Here is a 20,379-nt window from a genome sequence, read left to right as displayed (position 1 = left end):
GCAAACCAATGGCAAGGACGAACGGTTTCATCGAACCTTGAAGGCGGAAGTCCTCAATGGCCAGCACTTCCGTACCCTGCGCAACGCCCAGAACGCATTCGATGCATGGCGCACGGTGTACAACCATCAGCGTCCGCATCAGGCGTTGGACATGGCTACGCCAGCCACCCGATACCGCGTCAGTGCGCGGACCTATCCTGAGAAGCTGCCGCCTATCGAATACGGCAGCAACGACACGGTTGTGCGCGTGCGATGGAATGGCGAACTGCGTTTCAGATCACGACATTTCAAGGTATCGAATGCCCTGCACAACATGCCCGTCGCCATCCGGCCACATGCAACTCTTGAGAACTGCTATGACGTGTATTTCATGCATCATCGACTGACAATCATCAACCTGGATGAGCCAGAATGAACGGATAAGGTGTTACCCATGTCCCCGCACACCCGTTACCCATGTCCCCGGTCCATAACGGCGGCAAAGAAAAGTAGGTGCCGCCCCGCACAGGGGCGACGCTTGAAGCACGAAGGCAACACGCGGATGCCAGCGAAAACACAAGCAAACCACCCAGCGTCGCAGACAAAAAAAATCAAAACCCGAGACTAGCCAGCAGATCATCGACCTGCCCCTGATCCTGCACAACATCGGCCTTGCCTTCAGGATTGATCTGCGGCCCATTCAGCAAACTTTCCGGACTGCCAGTCGGCGAAATCGCCTCATGCTGCGCCTCAGCAACAAGCTGCTGCGCCGTAGCAGCAAACTGCTCACGCCGCTCGGCAGCAATATTGTCGATCAGCACCCCGAGCAACTGCTGCTCGATCAGATAAACAACATCCGTGATCTTCTTGATCACCTGGCCCGTCAGATCCTGAAAGTCCTGCGCCATCATGATCTCGAGCATCTGCGCGTTAGTCGCAGTGGTCAGCTCCGGCACCCCGCGGAGAAAAGTCCGCGTGTCGTTCATCAACGCGCGCACTTCCTCCCGCTCGATGGGCGCCGCATACCACTGCTCCCAGCGCGCGTCGAGTTCCGCCGCGTCCTGCTGCAACTGCTCCTGCATCGGCTTCGCCACTTCGATCGCCGACAGCACGCGTTCGGCCGCCTGCTCGGTCATCGTCGCGATGTACTTCAGACGGTCGCGAGCATCCGGCACCGCCTCCGCCGCGCGCTCGACATGTTTGTCGATCCCCAACTCGCGCATCGAATCGCGCAGCGTGCGCGTCAACTGTCCAATGCGGGCGAGGATGCGGTCGGTAGCGAGGTCAGTGCCGTCGTCCCTGGCGCCCTGCTCGTCGATGGGTGGGTTCACATCAGCTCCCGGTTTTTGCCATCTTCTCGAGAATCTTGTTGAGCTTCTCGTCGAGCGTCGCAGCCGTGAACGGCTTCACCACGTAGCCGCTTGCGCCAGCCTGAGCCGCCGCAATGATGTTTTCCTTCTTCGATTCCGCCGTCACCATCAGCACGGGCAGATGCGTGAGCGACGCGTCCGCGCGGATTTCCTTCAGCATCGCGAGGCCGTCCAAGTTCGGCATGTTCCAGTCCGAAATCACGAACTCGTACGCACCGCTGCGCAGACGCGCAAGACCCGCCGCGCCATCTTCCGCTTCGTCGACGTTCGAGTAGCCCAGTTCCTTCAACAGATTGCGAACGATCCGGCGCATCGTCGGAAAGTCGTCCACAACCAGAATCTTCATTCCCTTATCCATTTCCTGTTCCTTTTTCCCCAATCCAGATCGTGCGGTGATCTTCGGCTTATCTCAATTTTGCGCCGAGGCTCGCATCATACGCGTTGAACGCGATCGCCCATTGCGGACAAACGTGCCATCACGCGCCGGCTCATTTCCGACAGCGACGCGATTTCGTCCGCGGCGCCCATCGCGATCGCCTCGCGCGGCATACCAAACACGATGCAGCTCGCTTCGTCCTGCGCGAGCGTGTACGCACCCGCTTTCCTCATGTCCAGCAGACCCGCCGCGCCGTCGCGTCCCATGCCCGTGAGAATCACGCCGACAGCGTTCTTCCCCGCATGCTGCGCCGCCGAGCGGAACAACACATCGACAGACGGACGATGCCGGTTGACCGGCGGGTCGTCTGACAGATGCGCAATATAGTTGGCCCCACTACGGGCAAGCAACAGGTGAGCGTGGCCGGGTGCGATGTACGCATGACCGGGCAGCACGCGTTCGCCGTGCTCTGCCTCTTTAACGGTAATCCGGCACAAACCATTAAGGCGTTGTGCAAAAGATTTTGTGAAACCGGGCGGCATGTGTTGCGCGATGAGCACAGCGGGCGCATCGGGCGGCAGCGGCACGAGCACTTCGCGGATCGCTTCCGTGCCGCCCGTCGACGCGCCGACGATGATCAGCTTTTCCGTCGACACGAGCGGATTGTTGAACAGCGGCGCGGGCGCCGCGGCATGCGCAGCGGCGCCGGCGTGCCCGGCGGCGGCTGCCGCATGCTGCGCGGGCGCGGCCTGGCGAACGCGGGCGCGGGCTGCCGCGCGGATCTTGTCCGCGAGCTTTTCCGAGTAGTCGAGCATGCCGTCGCGAATGCCGACTTTCGGCTTCGTCACGAAATCGACGGCGCCCAGTTCGAGCGCGCGCAGCGTGATTTCCGAGCCGCGCTCGGTCAGCGACGACACCATCACGACGGGCATCGGACGCAGGCGCATCAGCTTCTCGAGAAAGTCGAGGCCGTCCATGCGCGGCATTTCGACGTCGAGCGTCAGCACGTCCGGGCTGTGTTGCTTGATGAGGTCTCGCGCGACGAGCGGATCGGGCGCCGTGGCGACGACCGTCATGTCGGGTTGCGAGTTGATGATTTCCGTCATCAGGCTACGAATCAACGCCGAATCATCGACGCACAATACTTTGATCTTTTGCACGGTGCTCACGCCTCCTCTACCGTCCTGGCGTTATTTGGTTGGGTCGGGCGCGCGGCGGCGCCAAATAGTTCGATACGCGGCTTCGCGCCAGCCGGGCGCGCAGCGCCCGTTCCCGAAGCCTGGTTGGCTCCCGCCGATCCGCCCGAGCCGAACAGCTCGATGCGCGGCTTCGCGGCAGCGGGCGACGAGAACAACTCGACGCGCGCACGCGCTTTCGCGAGCCGCTCGGCGCGCTCTTCGGCCGATTGCCGGGCGAGCGCCTGTTCGCGTTCCGCGACGCCTTCTTCCTGCTGAAGACGCAGCTTCTTCACCATCACCTGACCGGTACGCGGCATGAACGCGACCTTGCGCGGATGCTTGCCTTCCAGGTCCTCGGCGACGATGCGGATCTTTTCGAGCGCAAGGTAACGGCGTACGAACTCGGAGTTGCGGTCTCCGATGTTCATCGTCGTCATGCCCGCCAGCACGGCCGCACCGCCGAACACCTTCGCTTCGAAGCGTTCGCGGCGGCCGCCCGCCTTGATCAGCTCGTTGATCAGCACTTCCATTGCGTACGCGCCGTAGCGCATCGAGTCGGACGCGGCTTGCGCGACGTCGGCGCCGTCGTCGGGCAGCATGAAGTGATTCATGCCGCCAATACCCGCCGTGCGGTCCTGAATGCATGCCGCCACGCACGAGCCGAGCACGGTGACGAGCACCATGTCTTCGCTCGTCGTGTAGAACTCGTTCGGCAGCAGCTTCACGCCGGGGCGCTGGAAGTGGTTGTCGTAATACAGGTTCGTTGCGATCGGCAGGGTGCTGCTCATGCTGGCACCCCGCTCGTTGCACGTTGAGCCGCGCGGCCGGCGGCCGTCGCAGCGCCGGCATCACGTGTCAGTTCATAGACGGTCTGTCCGCGCAGACGGAACGCCTGCGTGACGTACGTAAAGTTCTCCGAATGCCCGGCGAACAGCAAGCCGCCCGGCTTCACGAGCGGCTCGAAGCGCGACAGCACCTGTCCCTGCGTCGGCTTGTCGAAGTAGATCATCACGTTGCGGCAGAAGATCGCGTCGAACTGCGTGTTCAGCCGGTAATCGCGATCCGTCAGGTTCAGTTGTTCGAAGCGGATCATCGCGCGCACTTCGGGACGCACCTTCACCATGCCCGCGTGCGCGCCCGTGCCCTTCAGAAAGAAGCGCTTGAGCCGTTCCGGCGACAGGTGCTTGACCTGATCGAACTGGTACGTGCCCGCTTCACCCTTCGCGAGCACCTGCGTGTCGATGTCGGTGGCGAGCACCGTCGCCTGGCGCGCAGCATGGTCGCCGAGCGCTTCGATCAGCGTCATCGCGATCGAATACGGCTCCTCGCCCGTCGATGCCGCCGAGCACCACACCGACACGGGCGCCTGCCGGCGCGCAACGAAGTCCGCGAGGATCGGAAAGTGATGCGCTTCGCGAAAGAACGCGGTGAGGTTCGTCGTGAGTGCGTTCGTGAATGCTTCCCACTCGGCGGGATCGTTGTCCGCCTCGAGCATGTCGAGGTACTGGCGGAACGAGTCGAGCCCGCGTGCGCGCAGCCGTCGCGCGAGCCGGCTGTACGCCATGTCGCGCTTGTGGTCGGACAGCGAAATGCCTGCGCTGCGATGAATCAGCTCACGAATCCGCGCGAAATCTGCCGAAGTGAACTCGAAGTCGCGTGCCTGTTCGCCGGATCTTCCCGGCTCTGCCCGTTCAGGGCGTGATTGCGCGCGCGTTGCCATCATCATGTCTTCCGTCTGCCATAAGGAGCGCCGCACCGCCCGTCGATCCCGCCAATGCCGCTGTTGCCTTCGATACTGCTTGCGATGTTGCATGCGCTGTCGCCAGCGCCGCGGCCTTCTGTTCTACCTGTTCCCACTGTGCTGCGCGCGGCCGGATCCAGCCTGCTGCACGCGCGCCTTCACGACGCGCCGCGCTGAAACGTCCATCACGGGACGATGTGCCGGAAGTCCGCATCTCGATCCATCGTCCTTCAGAACGTTTCCCAGTCGGCGTCGGACGTGGAGGCCACGGCCGCTTGACGCGGCGCGGACTCGGCCGCCGCGACCCTCGCCTTCCGCACCACCGGTTCGGCGCGCGCTGGCGCTGCCGCCTCCGTCTTCGCGACGGCAGGTTGCGCATGAGCCGGCTTCGCGTGCGCGACGGCTGCCTTCACGCGGCTCTTCGCTGTGTTGGCCGTCGGCATCGCCTTCGTTGTCTGCTGCGCGCCGCTCACGCGCCACTGTCCAATCACCGTCTGCAGCGAGCGCGTCTGCTCCTCGAGCGATGCCGCCGCGGCGGCAGCCTGTTCGACGAGCGCCGCATTCTGCTGCGTCACTTCATCCATCTGCACGACGGCGCGGTTGACCTGCTCGATACCGCCCGACTGCTCTTCCGATGCCGCGCTGATTTCGCCCATGATGTCCGTCACGCGGCGCACGGCCTGCACGATCTCGTCCATCGTCGTGCCGGCGCGGCCGACTAGCGCGGAGCCGCTCTGGACCTTGTCGACCGAGTCGCCGATCAGCTCCTTGATTTCCTTCGCCGCGCTCGCGCTGCGTTGCGCGAGGCTGCGCACTTCGCCTGCGACGACCGCGAAGCCGCGGCCCTGCTCGCCTGCGCGCGCAGCTTCGACGGCGGCGTTCAGCGCGAGGATGTTGGTCTGGAACGCAATGCCTTCGATCACGCTGATGATGTCGACGACCTTGTTCGAGCTGGTCGCGATACCCTGCATCGTGCTCACCACCTGGCCCACCACTTCGCCGCCGCGCGTCGCGATGTCCGACGCGTTCACGGCAAGCTGACTCGCCTGACGCGCGTTGTCGGCGTTCTGCTTCACGGTGCCCGTCAGTTGCTCCATGCTCGACGCCGTTTCCTGCAGCGACGCCGCCTGTTGTTCGGTGCGCTGCGACAGGTCCGTATTGCCCATCGCGATTTCGCGCGCGCCTGTATCGATCGACTCGACGCTCGTGTGCACCGACCGGATCATCGTCGACAGGCTGTCCTGCATCGCCTTGACGGCCTTGAACAGCCGGCCGATTTCATTGGTGCCTGACGTGTCCACGTGTTGCGACAGGTCGCCCTTCGCAATGCGTTCGAAGCACGTGACGGCATCATCCAGCGGCTGCACGATCATGCCGCGCATCGCGAAGCGGATCGCCACCACCAGCACCAGCGCAACCACGATGACGCCGATGATCGCTGCGCGCAGCATCGACATCTGCGCGGCGGTGTCCGCCTGCTGCTGTTCCGCGTGTGCCTGCAGCGCCTTGACCACAGGCGATGCCGCGTTGTCGTACGCGACGAACATCGGGCTGATCTTCGTGTCGGCGATCGCGTGATAGCCGGACAGATCGCTTGCGCGCAGCGCCGTGAACTCAGGGTTCACGCCGTCGTTGATGAGCGCCGTGCGCTTCGCGACCACGGCGTCGATCAGCGTCTGATCGATGCCGTTCTTCGGCGTGTTCAGAAACGCCTGCCAGTTTTCATTCGATTTGCCGAGCAGTTCGGCCGCGCGATCGAGCACCTGCTTCGATTGCTCGATCTCGCCTGCCGCCGTCAGCGCGTTGACGCGGTCGAGCGACACGCGCGAGCGCAGCAGGAACGAACCCGAGTCGTTCAGCGTGCGGATCGCGACCATGTCGCCGTGCGCCATGCTGTCGAGCGCGTCGCCCGAACGGCTCAGCGCGGTGAGCCCGAGCGCCCCGACGATCACCGTCAGCCCAACGAGAATGATCCCCACGACGGTCAGCGTCGTCCGAATCGACCATCTGCTCAGCATTGTTGTACTCCCTGATTACCCGTCGATCAGAGTCGGCGCTTTAGCGCCTACTCTGGTCCCGACTTACTTGCCCAGCGCTTCCATCAATGCCATTTCCCGGCTGGTCATCAGCTTTTCGATGTCCATCAGGATCAGCATGCGGCCGTCGACCGTGCCGAGGCCCGTCAGATATTCCGCCGTCAGCGTCGCGCCGAATTCCGGCGCGGGCATGATCTGGTCGGTGGCGAGCGTCAGCACGTCCGACACGCCGTCCACGACCATGCCGACCACGCGGCCCGCGACGTTCAGAATGATCACCACCGTCTGATGGTCGTACTCGACCCGCCCGAGGTGGAACTTGATACGCATATCGACGATCGGCACGATGATGCCGCGCAGATTGATCACGCCCTTGATGAACTCCGGTGCGTTTGCGATCCGCGTCACGCTGTCGTAGCCGCGGATTTCCTGCACCTTCAGGATGTCGATGCCGTACTCTTCGGCGCCGAGCGTGAAGATCAGGAATTCCTGACCACTCGCGTCGGCTTGCGCGTCGCGGCGGCCGATCGAACCGGCTACGCCGTTCGAATTGATGGATTGGACTTCTGCCACGTTAGCCCCCAAACGGTTGGGATGAGTTGAATTTCAGTTTCAGTTTCAGGCGAGCGCCAGCGACGCACTATGCGACGCGCGCGTCTCGCGGTTCAGTGCCGCGACGTCCACGATCAGCGCGACGCTGCCGTCGCCGAGGATGGTCGCTGCGGAAATGCCGTGTACCTTGCGGTAGTTCGTTTCGAGGTTCTTCACCACCACCTGCTGCTGGCCGACCAGTTCGTCGATCAGCATCGCGAAGCGCCGTCCTTCCGTCTGCATGATGGTGACGATGCCCTGCGTCGGATCGGTGCGCGCGTCCTCGACGGAGAACACTTCGTGCAGCGCGACCAGCGGCAGATACTCGCCGCGCACGCGCACGACGCGCTCGCCGTTCGCGACGGTGTAGATGTCGTCGGCGCGCGGCTGCAGCGACTCCATCACGAAGTTCAGCGGCAGAATGAAAATCTCGCTGCCCACCTTGACCGACATGCCGTCGAGAATCGCCAGCGTGAGCGGCAACACGATGCGCGTCGTGCTGCCCTTGCCCGCATGCGACGTGATTTCGACGTGACCACCCATCGACTGGATGTTCCGCTTCACCACGTCCATGCCGACACCGCGGCCCGAGACGTCCGTCACCTGCTCCGCCGTCGAGAAGCCAGGCAGGAAGATCAGGTTCCAGACTTCGTCGTCCGTCATCGTGTCGCTGACGGTGATGCCCTGCTTGGCGGCCTTCGCGAGAATCTTGTCGCGGCGCAGGCCCGCGCCGTCGTCGCTCACTTCGATCACGATATTGCCGCCATGGTGCGCGGCCGACAGCACCAGCTGGCCCGTCGAATCCTTGCCCGCTGCCTTGCGCGCCTCGACCGTTTCGATGCCGTGGTCGAGACTGTTGCGCACGAGGTGAGTCAGAGGGTCGATGATGCGCTCGATCAGGCTCTTGTCGAGTTCGGTCGCCTGACCGAAGGTGACGAGTTCAACCTGCTTGCCGAGCTTCGCCGCCAGATCGCGCACCAGACGCGGGAAGCGGCTGAAGACGTAATCCATCGGCATCATGCGGATCGACATGACGGCTTCCTGGAGATCGCGCGCGTTGCGCTCCAGTTGCGCCATGCCGTTGAAGAGACGGTCATGCAGCGCCGGGTCGAACGTGCTGGTGGTTTCGGCCAGCATCGCCTGCGTAATCACCAGTTCGCCGACCAGGTTGATCAGCTGGTCGACCTTTTCGACGCCCACGCGGATCGAGCTGCCTTCGCCCGCATTCGCGGCGGCCGCCGGACGCGCCTTGCGATCGCCTTCGGCGGATGCAGGCGCGGCCTTCGACGCGGCGGGCGCGGCTGCGGCAGCTGGTGTAACGATTGCGGCCTCGGCCGGAACAGGCGCCGCCTGTGCTGCGGCTTGCGCCACTGCGGGCTGCGCGACCGGCTGCGCGGCGGCAGGCGCCGGTGCAGCAGCAGCCGGCTGCACGACAGCGGCCGGCGCCCCCGCGCCGCCGCTCGCCATGCCCCCCGCATTCGCCGGCTCGGTCTGCGCGGCTTCGGATGCTCCAGGCGCACCCTGTTCCGCACCGTTTGCCGGCGCTGCGCCGCGGCCGATCACGATCTGACTTTCGTCGATCACGAAGCAGCACACGGCGACGATATCGTCGGACGACACATCGGATTCCAGCCACAGCGTGATATCGCTGCCCGTCTTCACCTGTCCGACGACACGGCCCAGGTTGCCCAACTCTTCGGTGAGCAGTTCCTGGTCCTTTTCCCCAACGCCCCGTAGCGTAATTTTCAGATGGGGTCCTGCAGCCGCATCGGATGAAGCAGCGCCGGTCTGTGCCGGTTCGTTGTCTGCCCAAACGCCTGCGGCTTCTACTGCCTGTGCAGCCTGTTCGACCACGTGCTCCGGCGTGTGCCCTTGCACGGCTGCCGCCTCCGGCGCAGCCGCGGCAGGTGCCGCCGCTGCGGGCGCGGCGCCGCTGCTTTCCTTATGGAGCTGTTCGAGCTTCGCGCAGATCGCGGCGGCGGTGGCCGCATCCGGCTCGGCGCTCGCGCGATAGTCGGCGAGCTGGCCTGAGAGCACGTCCTTGGTTTCGAGGAACGTGTCGATCATGTCCTTGCGCAGCACGATCTCGTTGTTGCGCGCGCGGTCCAGCAGCGATTCGAGAATGTGCGTCGTCTCGGTCAGCGCCGTGAAGCCGAAGGTGGCCGCGCCGCCCTTGATCGAGTGAGCCGCGCGAAAGATGGCGGCAAGATCTTCGGGATCGGGATGGCCGACGTCCAGGTTCAGGAGCAGCTGCTCCATCTGCGCGAGCAGCTCGTCCGCTTCGTCGAAGAACGTCTGGTAGAACTGAGTGATGTCGAGAGTCATGCGTGTGTCACCGCGAGAGTCCTGGCTGCTATGCCACTTCCAAATATCGGTTGCTGCCTGCTGGCTGCCGCGCTCAGGCGAGCGCCGCGACCAGTTCGGTCAGCATGTCGGGGTCCAGCGGTTTTTCGATCCATCCTGTGGCGCCCGCATCGCGCGCCGCGGCCTTGAAGGGCTCGCCGGATTCGGTCGTGAGGACCAGGATCGGCGTGTCGCGGTACGCGGGGTTGCCGCGCAGCGCGGCGATCAGATCGAGGCCCGTTCGGCCGGGCATGTGCTGGTCGGTCAGCACGAGATCGAACGGCATCGACAGTGCGTTTTCGAGCCCTTCGTCGCCGTCGGCCGCGAGCGTCACCTGATAGCCGGCACCCGTCAGCGTCGCGGCAAGGATTTGCCGCATCGCCGCCGAATCGTCGATTGCCAGAATGTGCCTGATCATTCAATCCTCACTGCGCTCACGATGGATCAAGGTAGCGCCGCCATCGGCGCATCCGTTATCCCGCTATCTGTCATTGCGTCGCCGTTGCAGGCGCCGCGCTCTTGTCTGTCGCTTCAGCCGGTTCAGCCGCACGCTGCGCGACCGCGCTGGTTTCCGCCGCTTCCTTTTGCATCGCGTGCGGCGCTTTGGCGGGCGGCGATGGAGGTTGCGCGGCGGGCGGTGAAACCGGCTGGGTGATCTTTTGCAGCAACGGCTTGTTCGAGCCCGCGGCATCGTTCGACAACGTGGTCGAGCTCGAGTCGTCCTGCATCAGCGCGTCTTCCGAGCGCTTGTTCAACACGATGATGCTGATGCGCCGGTTTTCAGGGTCGAGCGGGTCGGCCTTGTTCAGGTTCTGCGTCGACGCGAGACCGAGCACGCGCAGCACCTTCGCTTCGTCCATGCCGCCCGCGATCAGCTCGCGGCGCGACGCGTTCGCGCGGTCCGCCGACAATTCCCAGTTGCTGTACCCCTTCTCGCCGCCGGCGTACGGCACGGCGTCGGTGTGGCCCTGCACGACGATGCGGTTCGGCACGTCGTTCAGCGTGTTGCCGATCGCCTGCAGGATGTCGTGCATGTACGGCTGGACGATGGCCTGCGCGGTCGCGAACATCGGGCGCTTCTGCGTATCGACGATCTCGATGCGTAAGCCCTGCAACGTCGAATCGATGCGGATCTGCTGCTTGAACTGGCGCAGCACCGGGTTCGCCTCGATCGCGGCCATCAGCTTGACCTGCAGGTCGTGCAAGCGCACCTGCTCGCGGCGTTCGACGGCGCCCTGCAACTGCTGCAGCGCCTGGTCGTCGGCGCGTGCGGCCGTGTGCTCGGCGCGATTGGTCGAACCGTCCGTCTGACGCGTGATGCCGTCCTTGTCGGTCGAGATATCGCGGCCGCCGCCGGGGATCTGGCTCGAATCGACGGCGCTGCGGTCACCGCCCCACAGCGTGATCTTCAGCGGCTGGTTGAAGTAATCGGCAATGCCCTTCAACTGCACCGTCGAGGCCGAACTCAGCAGCCACATCAGCAGGAAGAACGCCATCATCGCCGTCATGAAGTCCGCATATGCGAGCTTCCACGCGCCGCCGTGATGGCCGCCTTTCTTCGGCGCTGCGCGCTTGACAACGATTGCGCGGTCTTTGTCCTTGCTCATCGCCCGCGTTCCTTATTTCGCCTTCACGCGGCGCACGTGCTCTTCCAGCTCGGCGAACGACGGGCGTTCAGTCGAGAAGAGCACCTTGCGGCCGAATTCGACAGCGATTGCGGGCGCATAGCCGTTCAGGCTCGCGAGGATCGTCACCTTGATGCACTGGAACATCTTGGTCGACTCGGTGACGCGCTGTTCCGCGACGCTCGCGAGCGGCCCGATCAGACCGTACGACAGCAGAATGCCGAGGAACGTACCGACCAGCGCCTGCGCGATCATTTCACCGAGCACGGCGGGCGGCTTGTCGGCGGAGGCCATCGTGTGCACCACGCCCATCACGGCCGCAACGATACCGAACGCGGGCATCGCGTCGCCGACCTTCATCAGCGCGTGCGCCGGCGCTTCGCCTTCGGCGTGATGCGTTTCGATCTCTTCGTCCATCAGACTTTCGATCTCGAACGCATTCATGTTGCCGCCGACCATCAGCCGCAGATAATCCGTCAGGAATTCGACGATGTGATGATCCGCAAGAATCTTCGGGTACTGCGTGAAGATCGGGCTCTTCTGCGGATCGTCGATATCCGCTTCGAGCGTGAGCGTGCCCTCCTTACGCGCCTTCGCCAACAGGACGTAGAGGAGCGCCATCAGCTCCATGTAAACGTCCTTGTTGTACTTGGCGCCTTTGAACAGCGTCGGAATCACGCGCAACGTAGCCTTGATCGTCTTCATCCCGTTGCCGAGGATGAACGCACCTAGACCCGCGCCCGCGATCATCAGCACTTCGACGGGCTGCATAAGCGCGCCCAAGTGGCCGCCCTCCAGCGCATAGCCGCCGAAGACGGACAACAGCGTAACGAGTGTTCCCACGAAAATCAGCACTGCCGAGCCCTCTCGAAAAGCGACGGAGACCGTCGTTATTCAGGTTTACGGCATGCAGTCGGAAAACTTTGGCGGAATGAGCGCCGGACTGGGACGGTGTTAACCAGAGTGCCGCCGCGCGCCTGTCGAAGGCTGCACGACGGGCGCTCCGGTGGCCTGTCAGACGGCCGTGACGACGGCCTCAGGCAAGGCTTCGAGTGTTTCGTCGAGCGGTGCGCCGAGGGCCGCTTGCGCTTCCTCGTAGCGCGCGTCGGCGGCTTTCCGGGTCTTACCGGCGCGCGACGGCGGCGCACACAGGCCGCATACGAAGCCGTGCTGCGGATCGTGCGCGTGTGCGACAAATTGCCCGCGGCAGCGCGTGCACGTCGTCATCTGCAGCATGCCGGAGTCGAAGAAGCGCACCAGCGTCCATGCGCGCGTCAGACTCAGCGCCGGCTCGTCGTGGTGCATGCGCGCGTGTTCGAGGTAGAGCCGGTATGACTTGACGATCGACTGGATCGTCACGCAGCCACCCAGCCCCGACATGAAGCGGTAGATGTTGTAGAACAGCGAAGAGTGAATGTTCGGCTGCCACGTCATGAACCAGTCGGTCGAAAACGGCAGCATGCCCTTGGGCGGCGATACGCCCTTCACTTCCTTGTACAGCTTGATGAGCCGGTCGCGCGACAGCGTCGTCTCCGCCTCGAGCAGCTGCAAGCGCGCGCCGAGTTCGATCAGTTCAATCGCCAGGGTGATTTCCCTGACTTCGAGCACCACGCTTTTCTGTGCCATCCGCCTCGCTTCCCGCGTCCGTTGTCGTTTTCCTGTCGGCGCGAACGGCCGGGAAAAACGATAAAAGCGCCGTTGCCGGCGCGCGTAGGGTGCGTCTGTCCCGGCGCCTGCGCGCCGGCCGTCGGCCAGTCTCAGCCGATCTGCTCGACGGGCTGGCCCGCCATCAGGATGGCGGAGTGCGCCTGGGCGACGGCGGACGATTTGCCCTTGTCGGCCAGCGACGAGAGGATCTGGTGATCGTCGAAGCGGAAGCGGCACAACACCTGGTTCGATGCGGCCAGCTTGACAGTCTGTGCGAGCGACAGGTTGGCGAGCACGTCGGCGAGCTGCTCCGAGATGCCCATACGGAACATGCCCATCGGCTTGTCTTCACGCAGCAGACGCTGCGCGAGTAGCAGATAGGACAAGTTCACTTCCCTAATTTCATTGAGCATGTCACTTTGGGTGCTCATTGAATCCCCCGATTCAAATCTGGCTGGTCAGGCCTGGTAAAACGTTTGCTCGCTCGCGTTAAAAAAAACCACGAACGGCACGCTTATGGTCAGCGTGCATTTTCCCGAAAGGGGCAGTCGATGAAAATCGGACAGGCACCCCAACTGATTGACGGAAAAATCCAGGATTTCTGTAGGAGTTTTTCCTACAAATTTTCGCGACGGGGGATTTTGGAGGGTATTGGCGGACTGAAAGTGCCGACTACTTACACGCGAGATCAGGCGTGAAAGGTTTGGGAAGCGGATTATGCGCCCATATTTGAGCGGAAACAAAGCGAATTTCGCAGCGGTATGTTCGGCAGCGCACCATTTGATCCGACGAATTGACTGCGCAACATGCTGCGTCAATCGACCCGAAGTGCGGCGGATATTGCCTCGATGCCCGTCGCTGCGAGGTTTCCGGCAGCATCCGCGGAGTTGTTACGCATCATGTTTCGCGCTGTAACAACATTAAGTGTTTGAAAAATAGCTCGAATTAGCGCCAGCGATCCCGATAATGGCACCTAGGGATAACCCCATTGGGCTTCCTGCCCCGGGCGGCGGCACACCGCGCCCACCGTCCGACAGGCTTTCCGCTTCTTGCCACACGCAGGCAGCACAGCGCAAAGCCCTTTGCTTTGCATAAGGAGATCACCCATGCGAATCGCACAAATCGCACCGTTGTATGAAGCTGTCCCACCGAAACTCTATGGCGGCACAGAACGCGTCGTGTCGTATCTGACCGAGGCGCTGGTCGACCTGGGCCACGATGTGACGCTCTTCGCGAGCGGCGATTCGGTGACCTCCGCGAAACTCGAAGCGTCGTGGCCGCGCGCGCTGCGTCTGGATCCGACGATCCGCGACGCGCTCGCCCCGCACATGCTGCTGCTCGAGAAGGTGCGCAAGGTCGCGCACGAGTTCGACGTGGTGCACTTCCACCTCGACTATCTGCCGTTCCCGCTCTTTTCGACGCTGGACACGCCGTTCGTGACCACGCTGCACGGCCGTCTGGACCTGCCGGAGCTGCAACCGGTGTTCGACACGTTCACCGATGCGCCCGTGATCTCGATTTCGGATTCGCAGCGTCTGCCGCTGCAGCAGGCCAACTGGCTCAACACGATCTATCACGGCCTGCCGGAGCAGCTGCTTACGCCGCAAACGCACAAGAAGCCGGAATATCTCGCGTTCCTGGGTCGGATCTGTCCGGAAAAGCGCGTCGATACAGCCATCAAGATCGCCGCGCAAAGCGGTCTGCCGCTGAAGATCGCCGCCAAGGTGGACAAGGTCGATCAGGAATACTTCAAGACGGAAATCGAGCCGTTGCTGTCAATGGCGCACGTCGAGTTCATCGGCGAGATCAACGAGGCGCAGAAGCCGGAATTCCTGTCGGGCGCGAAGGCGCTGCTGTTCCCGATCGACTGGTCGGAGCCGTTCGGCCTCGTGATGATCGAGTCGATGGCTTGCGGCACGCCCGTGATCGCGTTCAACCGTGGTTCGGTGCCGGAAGTGATCGACCACGGCGTGACGGGCTTCATCTGCGAAGACGTGCAGGGCGCCGTGGCCGCGCTGCAACGTATCGATGACCTGTCGCGCACGGAAATCCGCGCGCAGTTCGAACGCCGTTTCAGCTCGAAGATCATGGCGCAGAACTATGTCGACAGCTATTCGGCGATGCTGGAAGCGACGCGCCGTCCGATGCTGCGCCGCGTGGCAGTGGGTTGATCGCCGGATTGCACAGGTCAACTCTGCCGATGCTGCGACATATTGCGTAATTTGTTCACTTGAACGTTTGCGCTGTCATTCAAAGACAGTTATTGCGCCTCTCACATGAAAAAGCCGCCTCCCCAGGCGGCTTTTTCTTTTCCGGCGTTCGGAACCGGATCGGCAATGGAAGCGCTTTCTTCAATGCGCCGCAATGCGCTTTTACCGAATGAAGCTATCCCCGCTTCAGACGGCTTACCGCGCATTAACAGAATCTGAAAGGCGGCGAATTTCGCCAGATCGCCTTCAGGCGGCTTTCGCCGTTTCCCCTAATTAGGCCTGTCCGATCAGAAAGCGCTCGCGGTTCTTGCCGGCAATCCACTTGGGCGGCTTTCCCCGGCCGCTCCACGTGTTGCCCGACTTCGGATCCTGATATTTCGCTGGCAACGGCGCCTTTTTGGGCGGGCGTCCGCGGCGAGCCGCCTCGGCAAAACCCAGGTCATGCGCGTTAAGGCCGTATTCGGCGATTTTCTGGCGGATTTCGGCAATCACATTGCCTACTTCACTACGGCGCGCTTCGTCCGCTTCCTGCTGCAAGCGGGCAATTTGCGCCTTGAGATCTGCGTATTGTGACATTTGGGCTCCCCTCTTTTTCTAAAAGTGGTTAGCACGGAGATTAGCCGGTGCTAACGAAATTCGCAATGGCGGCTAATACCGCGTTATCAAAAGTTTTCGTCTGAGTATTTATAAAGCGGCACTGAATCGTTCAAACCGGTGGACTTTTATCACGAAATAATTCCGCGTTCGTGAATGACAATTCTTGACAGTCCATTTGTGCAACGTTGCTTAAAATTTGCGCTCCCAAGTGCCGGGTAGCGCGTGCGCTCTCGTCCTTGAATCCCCGTACTTATTAGGATTGCACACGATGAACCTCTCCAAGCGCCTCGCGGCGGAGCTGTTCGGCACCTTCTGGCTCGTACTCGGAGGCTGCGGCAGCGCCGTCCTTGCAGCAAATTTCGCCGGTCCCGTTCACGGGCTCGGCATCGGCTTCGTGGGCGTTTCGCTCGCTTTCGGCCTGACCGTCCTGACCATGGCCTACGCCATCGGGCATATCTCCGGCTGCCATCTGAATCCGGCCGTGAGCGTCGGCCTGACTGTCGCCGGCCGGTTCCCGGCGCGCGACCTTGTCCCGTATATCGTCGCGCAGGTGCTGGGCGCCGTGTTCGGCGCGTATGTGCTGTCGGTCATCGCTTCGGGCAATCCGGACTTCCATCTGGTCGCGAGCGGTTTCGCGAGTAACGGTTATGGCGACCGCTCGCCGGGCCATTACGCGCTGCCGGCTGCTTTCGTCTGCGAAACGGTGATGACGGCCTTCTTCCTGTTCGTGATTCTCGGCGCGACGGACAAGCGCGCTCCCGCCGGTTTTGCGCCGATCGCAATCGGCCTGTGCCTCACGCTGATCCATCTGATCTCGATTCCCGTCACGAATACGTCGGTGAATCCGGCGCGATCGACGGGGCCGGCGCTGTTCGTCGGCGGCGCTGCCGTCGACCAGTTGTGGCTCTTCTGGGTCGCGCCGATTCTCGGCGCCGTGATCGCCGCTATCGTTTATCCGCTGGTGGCTGGCGATGCCCGGCATGCCACGGACGTGGAACGCGTACGCGTGACGGCCTGATTGCTGGCTATCCGGTCTGGGTGAAAACGGGGTGCGTCGGCGCCCCGTTGTCGTTTTCGTGGGGCCCTTCCAGCATTAATAGATGGTTCAAATGTAAGGCTGGTTTACGGCCGCATTCATCGCTATTGAAGAAGCGATTTAGCTTTTTGAAAGGCACGCCTCGCTCCGCTCCGCGCTATATGGGCAACTGCCGGGCGCCCGTAAAGCGCCATCAGCAAAGCATTGCGCGAATGCCGCAATCCACCTGATACGCGGCATTGCATGCTTTCACTTCGTAACATCCTGTCGCAGTGCCGCTCGCCGGAGACGCGTAGATTGAACCTGTACGGCGAACACGCCGCATCCACAGGAGAATCACAATGAAGCGCATCGTCACTCACATGCTCGTTGCAGTTGGCCTCGCCGCTGGCGCATGCGGTGTCGCACAGGCGCACACGAATCTGAGCATCGGCTTGTCGCTCGGGACGCCTGCCCCTGCTTACGTCGCGCCCGCGTACGTCGCGCCCGCGCCGCAGCCGGTGTACTACGGCAACCGGTATTGGGGAGACCGCCGCTACGACGACTATCGACATGACCGCGGTTGGGATCGCGGCCGCTGGGATCATGGCAACCGTTGGGATAACAACAATGGCTACCGTGGGAACGACAACCACCGGGGCGGCTATCGTGACTAAGAAGCGTGACTAAGAAGCGTGACTAAGCAGCCGGCTTTGGCGGCGTAAATCGTCTTATTGTTGCGCCTGCTGGCTTCAGACTTTCGTCTGGCTTAGTCGCCTTCACTTCAGCATGGCGCGGCCCCTGACAGGAGCCGCGCCATGTGCATTCGACGCGCGGGATTTACGCCGTCAGTTCGTCGTCCAGTTCGAACAGCTTGCGCAGATGGTGCGCGACGCCCGCTTCGAAGTTATTGCCGATACGCGGCACATTCGGCAGACGCTTGATGAGATCGGGATTCGCGTTGTTCATCATGAACGGATGGCCCGCCGTTTCGAGCATGTCGATGTCGTTCATGTTATCGCCGAACGCAACGCACCTCGCCGCCGGAACATTCAGCCGGTCGAGCACGAACTGCAGCGCGCGCCCCTTCGATACGTTCGCCGTCATCACCTCCAGACAGTCCGGCAACGAGTACGTGACGTAAAGCGCCTCGCCAAACGTGCGCTCGAGGTTGGTCGCGATCACGGCAAGATCTTTGGGATCGCCTATATACAGCGCTTTCGCGATATCCGCGCCGTCGTGCTGCTGCAGATCGGTCACGTTGTAGGTGAAGCCCGAGTCCTGGTGATAGCGCAACAGCTCAGGCGCGTCGCGATCGATCAGCCATTCCCGGTCGGCGAACAGATTGACGATCACGCGCCCATGCTCGCCCGCGATCTCCGGCTTCACCAGTTGCTGGACCACGTTCGCCTGAAGATCGTCGGCGAAGATCATTTCGTCGTCGGGCGAATGGACTCGCGCGCCGTTCGACGTGATCAGATATGGCCGGATACCCAGCACATCGCGAATTCCCGCGACGTCGCTATAGTGGCGCCCCGTCGCGATCACGATATGTATGCCTTGCGCTTCGAGCGTGCGCACCGTGCTGATCGTGAAGGGGTCCACCTGATGGTTGCTGTTCAGCAGCGTTCCATCCAGATCGCTGGCGATGACTTTGTACATGGGCGGGCGGCAGACGGCATCGGAAAACGTCTATTTTATCGCCTCTTGGCGCGGCGCTTTCCGTTTCCGGCCGCTCCCATGTGTTTCGCCCGTCATGCGTCGCCGATCTGCGCGGCCTCCCGCCGAGCCATCTGCAGCGCGCCGTGCGCCGAATCCGAGAGAGGCGCCCGCAGGCGCTCGCGATAAGGCGCGGGCACATACTCGCTCAGCGGCTTGCCCAGCCCGCCGCACAGCGCGACAGGCAAGGTTCCGGACGGGTCGAGCGCCGCAATCATCTTGCCGATCTCCTGACCGGCTTCGCGGAGCAGCCGGGCGGCAAACGGATGCTCGCGATGCGCGACGACGACGGGCGCTAGGCTCGCGTAAGCCGTCTGGTTCGCGTCGCACAGCCAGACCACCAGCCCGTCGCGATCGGTCGCGCCGACGTGCTTGATCAATGCCTGCGAGAGTTCGTCGGCGGGAACGCGGCCGTCGAGCGCCTGCTGCGCATGCACGATGGCGCGCAGGCCGAGCCAGGCGCCGCCGGCCTCATCGGCAGACGGATAGCCGTAGCCGGCGACCATGCGGCTTTGACCGTCGCGGTCCAGCACCGCCGCGACGCTGCCCGTTCCCAGCGCGACGATCACACCCGGCTCGCCGCCGTGCGCGCCGAGCAAGGTCGAATAGGCGTCGCTTTCGATCGCGAGGCCCGCGAGCGCCGGCGCCTTCGCGCGAAATGCCGCCAGCCAGTCGCGGTTGTTGACGCCCGCGAGCCCGCAGCCGAAAACGAAGCGCGGCCAGTCGGCGGCGATGCCGGCGCGCTCGCACGCTTGCGCGCTCGCGGCCAGAATCGCGTCCCACGCGCGCTCGACGCCCAACGCAAGGCCGGATGGCCCCGCCGCGCCTTGCGCGAGTTCCTGCCCTTCGGCGTTCGCCAGCACGACGCGCGTGCCGGTGCCGCCACCGTCGACGCCGATCAGATAGAGGTCTTGATTCATCGATATGCTCATTGATGTGTTACCGCATAGCGTGGCAGGTCTTTTCGCCCGCGACAATTAGCCGATCGGCCAGGTTGCGGCCGCAACCCGTTCCGCTATGCTGGCGTGGCCCGACAGACGGGCGATCAACCAACCATGCAGGAGCCTGAACGTGGCGGAGCAGCGATGCAACTGGGCGACGACGAGCGAAGCGCTCGCACACTATCACGACACCGAATGGGGCGTCCCTTCTCGCAATGACCAGCATCTGTTCGAGATGCTGGTGCTCGAAGGCGCGCAGGCCGGGCTTTCGTGGTCGACGATTCTGAACAAACGCGCCGGATACCGGCGCGCCTTCTCGAACTTCGACATCGACGAGGTCGCCCGCTACTCGGCGAAAAAGATCGACGCGCTCGTGCTCGACGAAGACATCGTGCGCCATCGCGGCAAGATCGAGTCGACGGTCCTCAATGCCAAAGCCGTCAGGCAGATTCAGACGGAGCATGGTTCGCTAGCGAATTTCGTGTGGTCGTTCGTCGACAACACGCCGATCCAGAACGCCTGGACGAGCTACACGCATGCGCCGGCGTCGACGGAGGTGTCGGACGCGCTCAGCAAAGCGCTCAAAGGCTATGGCTGCAAATTTGTGGGCACAACCATCTGCTACGCGTTCATGCAGGCAGTCGGTATGGTCAACGACCATCAGACCGATTGCGCCTGCTATTCGCGGTGCGCCCTGCTCGGGAAGAAAGGCCGCAAGAAGAGCGCGAAGTGACGAGTGCGGCTTGTTCCGATGGGTTGTGCGTATGTGTCGCGCCGTTGCAACACATGGCATCATCGCGCCCGGCTCGAACGGGCGTGGCCTGCTGCATAGCGTCACCCGCAAACCCGCTTCCCGCAAGGCCTCGAACAGAGGTTGACGAGCGGAGCGACGGCCGTCCATGCGCGCATTGAGCGCTAGCCAACACAACGGCTGACCTTTACCGCATTCCGCTCGTTATAACTAATGTATGCGATGTCGTTCGACGCACCTCCGGACGGGGATAGTCAGCC

General features: G+C 63.0%; 22 protein-coding genes. 6 read left to right on the top strand and 16 right to left on the bottom strand.

From position 1 onward, the window contains the following. The coding region (locus SB822_RS10180; RefSeq protein WP_410854569.1) for an integrase core domain-containing protein at positions 1-415 on the top strand (415 nt) is incomplete at its 5' end. 175 nt (positions 416-590) lie between these two features. Here SB822_RS10180 and cheZ read toward each other — a convergent pair. From cheZ to flhD, 13 genes are all read right to left on the bottom strand, one after another. Next, entirely contained in the window at positions 591-1,310 is a 720-nt protein-coding gene (cheZ, locus tag SB822_RS10175) for a protein phosphatase CheZ (RefSeq protein ID WP_007587314.1), read from the bottom strand. 1 nt (position 1,311) lies between these two features. Further along, a complete protein-coding gene (gene cheY / locus SB822_RS10170; protein ID WP_007587316.1) occupies positions 1,312-1,707 on the bottom strand; it encodes a chemotaxis response regulator CheY in 396 nt (131 codons plus the stop codon). A 74-nt stretch (positions 1,708-1,781) separates the two neighbouring features. Then, entirely contained in the window at positions 1,782-2,885 is a 1,104-nt protein-coding gene (locus SB822_RS10165; RefSeq protein WP_410854568.1) for a protein-glutamate methylesterase/protein-glutamine glutaminase, read from the bottom strand. A gap of 5 nt (positions 2,886-2,890) precedes the next feature. Next, positions 2,891-3,691 carry a chemoreceptor glutamine deamidase CheD gene (gene cheD, locus SB822_RS10160; protein WP_007581521.1) on the bottom strand — a complete coding sequence of 267 codons (801 nt, stop codon included), beginning with the start codon at positions 3,689-3,691 and terminating at the stop codon, positions 2,891-2,893. Then, positions 3,688-4,626: a CheR family methyltransferase gene (locus SB822_RS10155; protein ID WP_007742927.1), complete on the bottom strand. Its 939-nt coding sequence runs from the start codon at positions 4,624-4,626 to the stop codon at positions 3,688-3,690. Before SB822_RS10155 ends, cheD begins: the two co-directional genes overlap by 4 nt. Positions 4,627-4,874: 248 nt before the next feature. Beyond that, the gene (locus SB822_RS10150) at positions 4,875-6,662 is read right to left on the bottom strand and encodes a methyl-accepting chemotaxis protein (RefSeq protein ID WP_090834622.1); all 1,788 of its coding nucleotides are present in this window, start codon (positions 6,660-6,662) and stop codon (positions 4,875-4,877) included. Positions 6,663-6,725: 63 nt separating this feature from the next. Further along, on the bottom strand, positions 6,726-7,253 hold the full coding sequence (locus tag SB822_RS10145; RefSeq protein ID WP_007581528.1) for a chemotaxis protein CheW: 528 nt from the start codon (positions 7,251-7,253) through the stop codon (positions 6,726-6,728). 45 nt (positions 7,254-7,298) lie between these two features. Further along, positions 7,299-9,596 (bottom strand): chemotaxis protein CheA, encoded by a 2,298-nt coding sequence (gene cheA / locus SB822_RS10140; protein ID WP_086918065.1) that lies wholly within the window; start codon positions 9,594-9,596, stop codon positions 7,299-7,301. Between the two features lie 73 nt (positions 9,597-9,669). Next, positions 9,670-10,032, bottom strand: a complete 363-nt coding sequence (locus SB822_RS10135; RefSeq protein ID WP_007581533.1) for a response regulator — start codon at positions 10,030-10,032, stop codon at positions 9,670-9,672. Positions 10,033-10,102: 70 nt separating this feature from the next. Continuing rightward, a complete protein-coding gene (gene motB, locus SB822_RS10130) occupies positions 10,103-11,221 on the bottom strand; it encodes a flagellar motor protein MotB (RefSeq protein ID WP_410854567.1) in 1,119 nt (372 codons plus the stop codon). Between the two features lie 12 nt (positions 11,222-11,233). Continuing rightward, positions 11,234-12,094 (bottom strand): flagellar motor stator protein MotA, encoded by an 861-nt coding sequence (motA, locus tag SB822_RS10125; protein ID WP_007581537.1) that lies wholly within the window; start codon positions 12,092-12,094, stop codon positions 11,234-11,236. 159 nt (positions 12,095-12,253) lie between these two features. Next, positions 12,254-12,865 carry a flagellar transcriptional regulator FlhC gene (gene flhC / locus SB822_RS10120; protein ID WP_007581539.1) on the bottom strand — a complete coding sequence of 204 codons (612 nt, stop codon included), beginning with the start codon at positions 12,863-12,865 and terminating at the stop codon, positions 12,254-12,256. A 131-nt stretch (positions 12,866-12,996) separates the two neighbouring features. Next, positions 12,997-13,317: a flagellar transcriptional regulator FlhD gene (gene flhD / locus SB822_RS10115; RefSeq protein WP_007581541.1), complete on the bottom strand. Its 321-nt coding sequence runs from the start codon at positions 13,315-13,317 to the stop codon at positions 12,997-12,999. A gap of 675 nt (positions 13,318-13,992) precedes the next feature. Here flhD and SB822_RS10110 point away from each other — a divergent pair. Further along, positions 13,993-15,057 (top strand): glycosyltransferase family 4 protein, encoded by a 1,065-nt coding sequence (locus SB822_RS10110; protein ID WP_410854566.1) that lies wholly within the window; start codon positions 13,993-13,995, stop codon positions 15,055-15,057. A 105-nt stretch (positions 15,058-15,162) separates the two neighbouring features. Continuing rightward, positions 15,163-15,315 carry a hypothetical protein gene (locus SB822_RS10105; RefSeq protein WP_165904540.1) on the top strand — a complete coding sequence of 51 codons (153 nt, stop codon included), beginning with the start codon at positions 15,163-15,165 and terminating at the stop codon, positions 15,313-15,315. Between the two features lie 54 nt (positions 15,316-15,369). Here the strand turns inward: SB822_RS10105 and SB822_RS10100 are convergent, their stop codons facing one another. Continuing rightward, positions 15,370-15,672 (bottom strand): H-NS family nucleoid-associated regulatory protein, encoded by a 303-nt coding sequence (locus SB822_RS10100; protein WP_007581545.1) that lies wholly within the window; start codon positions 15,670-15,672, stop codon positions 15,370-15,372. Positions 15,673-15,961: 289 nt separating this feature from the next. Between SB822_RS10100 and aqpZ the strand changes: the two genes are divergently transcribed. Both aqpZ and SB822_RS10090 read left to right on the top strand, forming a co-directional pair. After that, the gene (gene aqpZ, locus SB822_RS10095) at positions 15,962-16,711 is read left to right on the top strand and encodes an aquaporin Z (RefSeq protein ID WP_079498688.1); all 750 of its coding nucleotides are present in this window, start codon (positions 15,962-15,964) and stop codon (positions 16,709-16,711) included. 359 nt (positions 16,712-17,070) lie between these two features. Beyond that, a complete protein-coding gene (locus SB822_RS10090) occupies positions 17,071-17,385 on the top strand; it encodes a hypothetical protein (RefSeq protein ID WP_410854565.1) in 315 nt (104 codons plus the stop codon). A gap of 163 nt (positions 17,386-17,548) precedes the next feature. Here the strand turns inward: SB822_RS10090 and SB822_RS10085 are convergent, their stop codons facing one another. Next, positions 17,549-18,370 carry a Cof-type HAD-IIB family hydrolase gene (locus SB822_RS10085; protein ID WP_410854564.1) on the bottom strand — a complete coding sequence of 274 codons (822 nt, stop codon included), beginning with the start codon at positions 18,368-18,370 and terminating at the stop codon, positions 17,549-17,551. Positions 18,371-18,462: 92 nt separating this feature from the next. After that, entirely contained in the window at positions 18,463-19,347 is an 885-nt protein-coding gene (locus SB822_RS10080) for a BadF/BadG/BcrA/BcrD ATPase family protein (protein WP_410854563.1), read from the bottom strand. 151 nt (positions 19,348-19,498) lie between these two features. On the opposite strand from SB822_RS10080, the gene SB822_RS10075 reads away from it, so the two are divergent. Continuing rightward, positions 19,499-20,101, top strand: a complete 603-nt coding sequence (locus tag SB822_RS10075) for a DNA-3-methyladenine glycosylase I (protein WP_410854562.1) — start codon at positions 19,499-19,501, stop codon at positions 20,099-20,101. Positions 20,102-20,379 lie beyond the last annotated feature (278 nt).

The organism is Paraburkholderia sp. SIMBA_054, from assembly GCF_046534875.1.
GTDB classification, from domain to species: domain Bacteria; phylum Pseudomonadota; class Gammaproteobacteria; order Burkholderiales; family Burkholderiaceae; genus Paraburkholderia; species Paraburkholderia hospita.
This window is presented reverse-complemented; position numbering and strand designations above follow the sequence as displayed.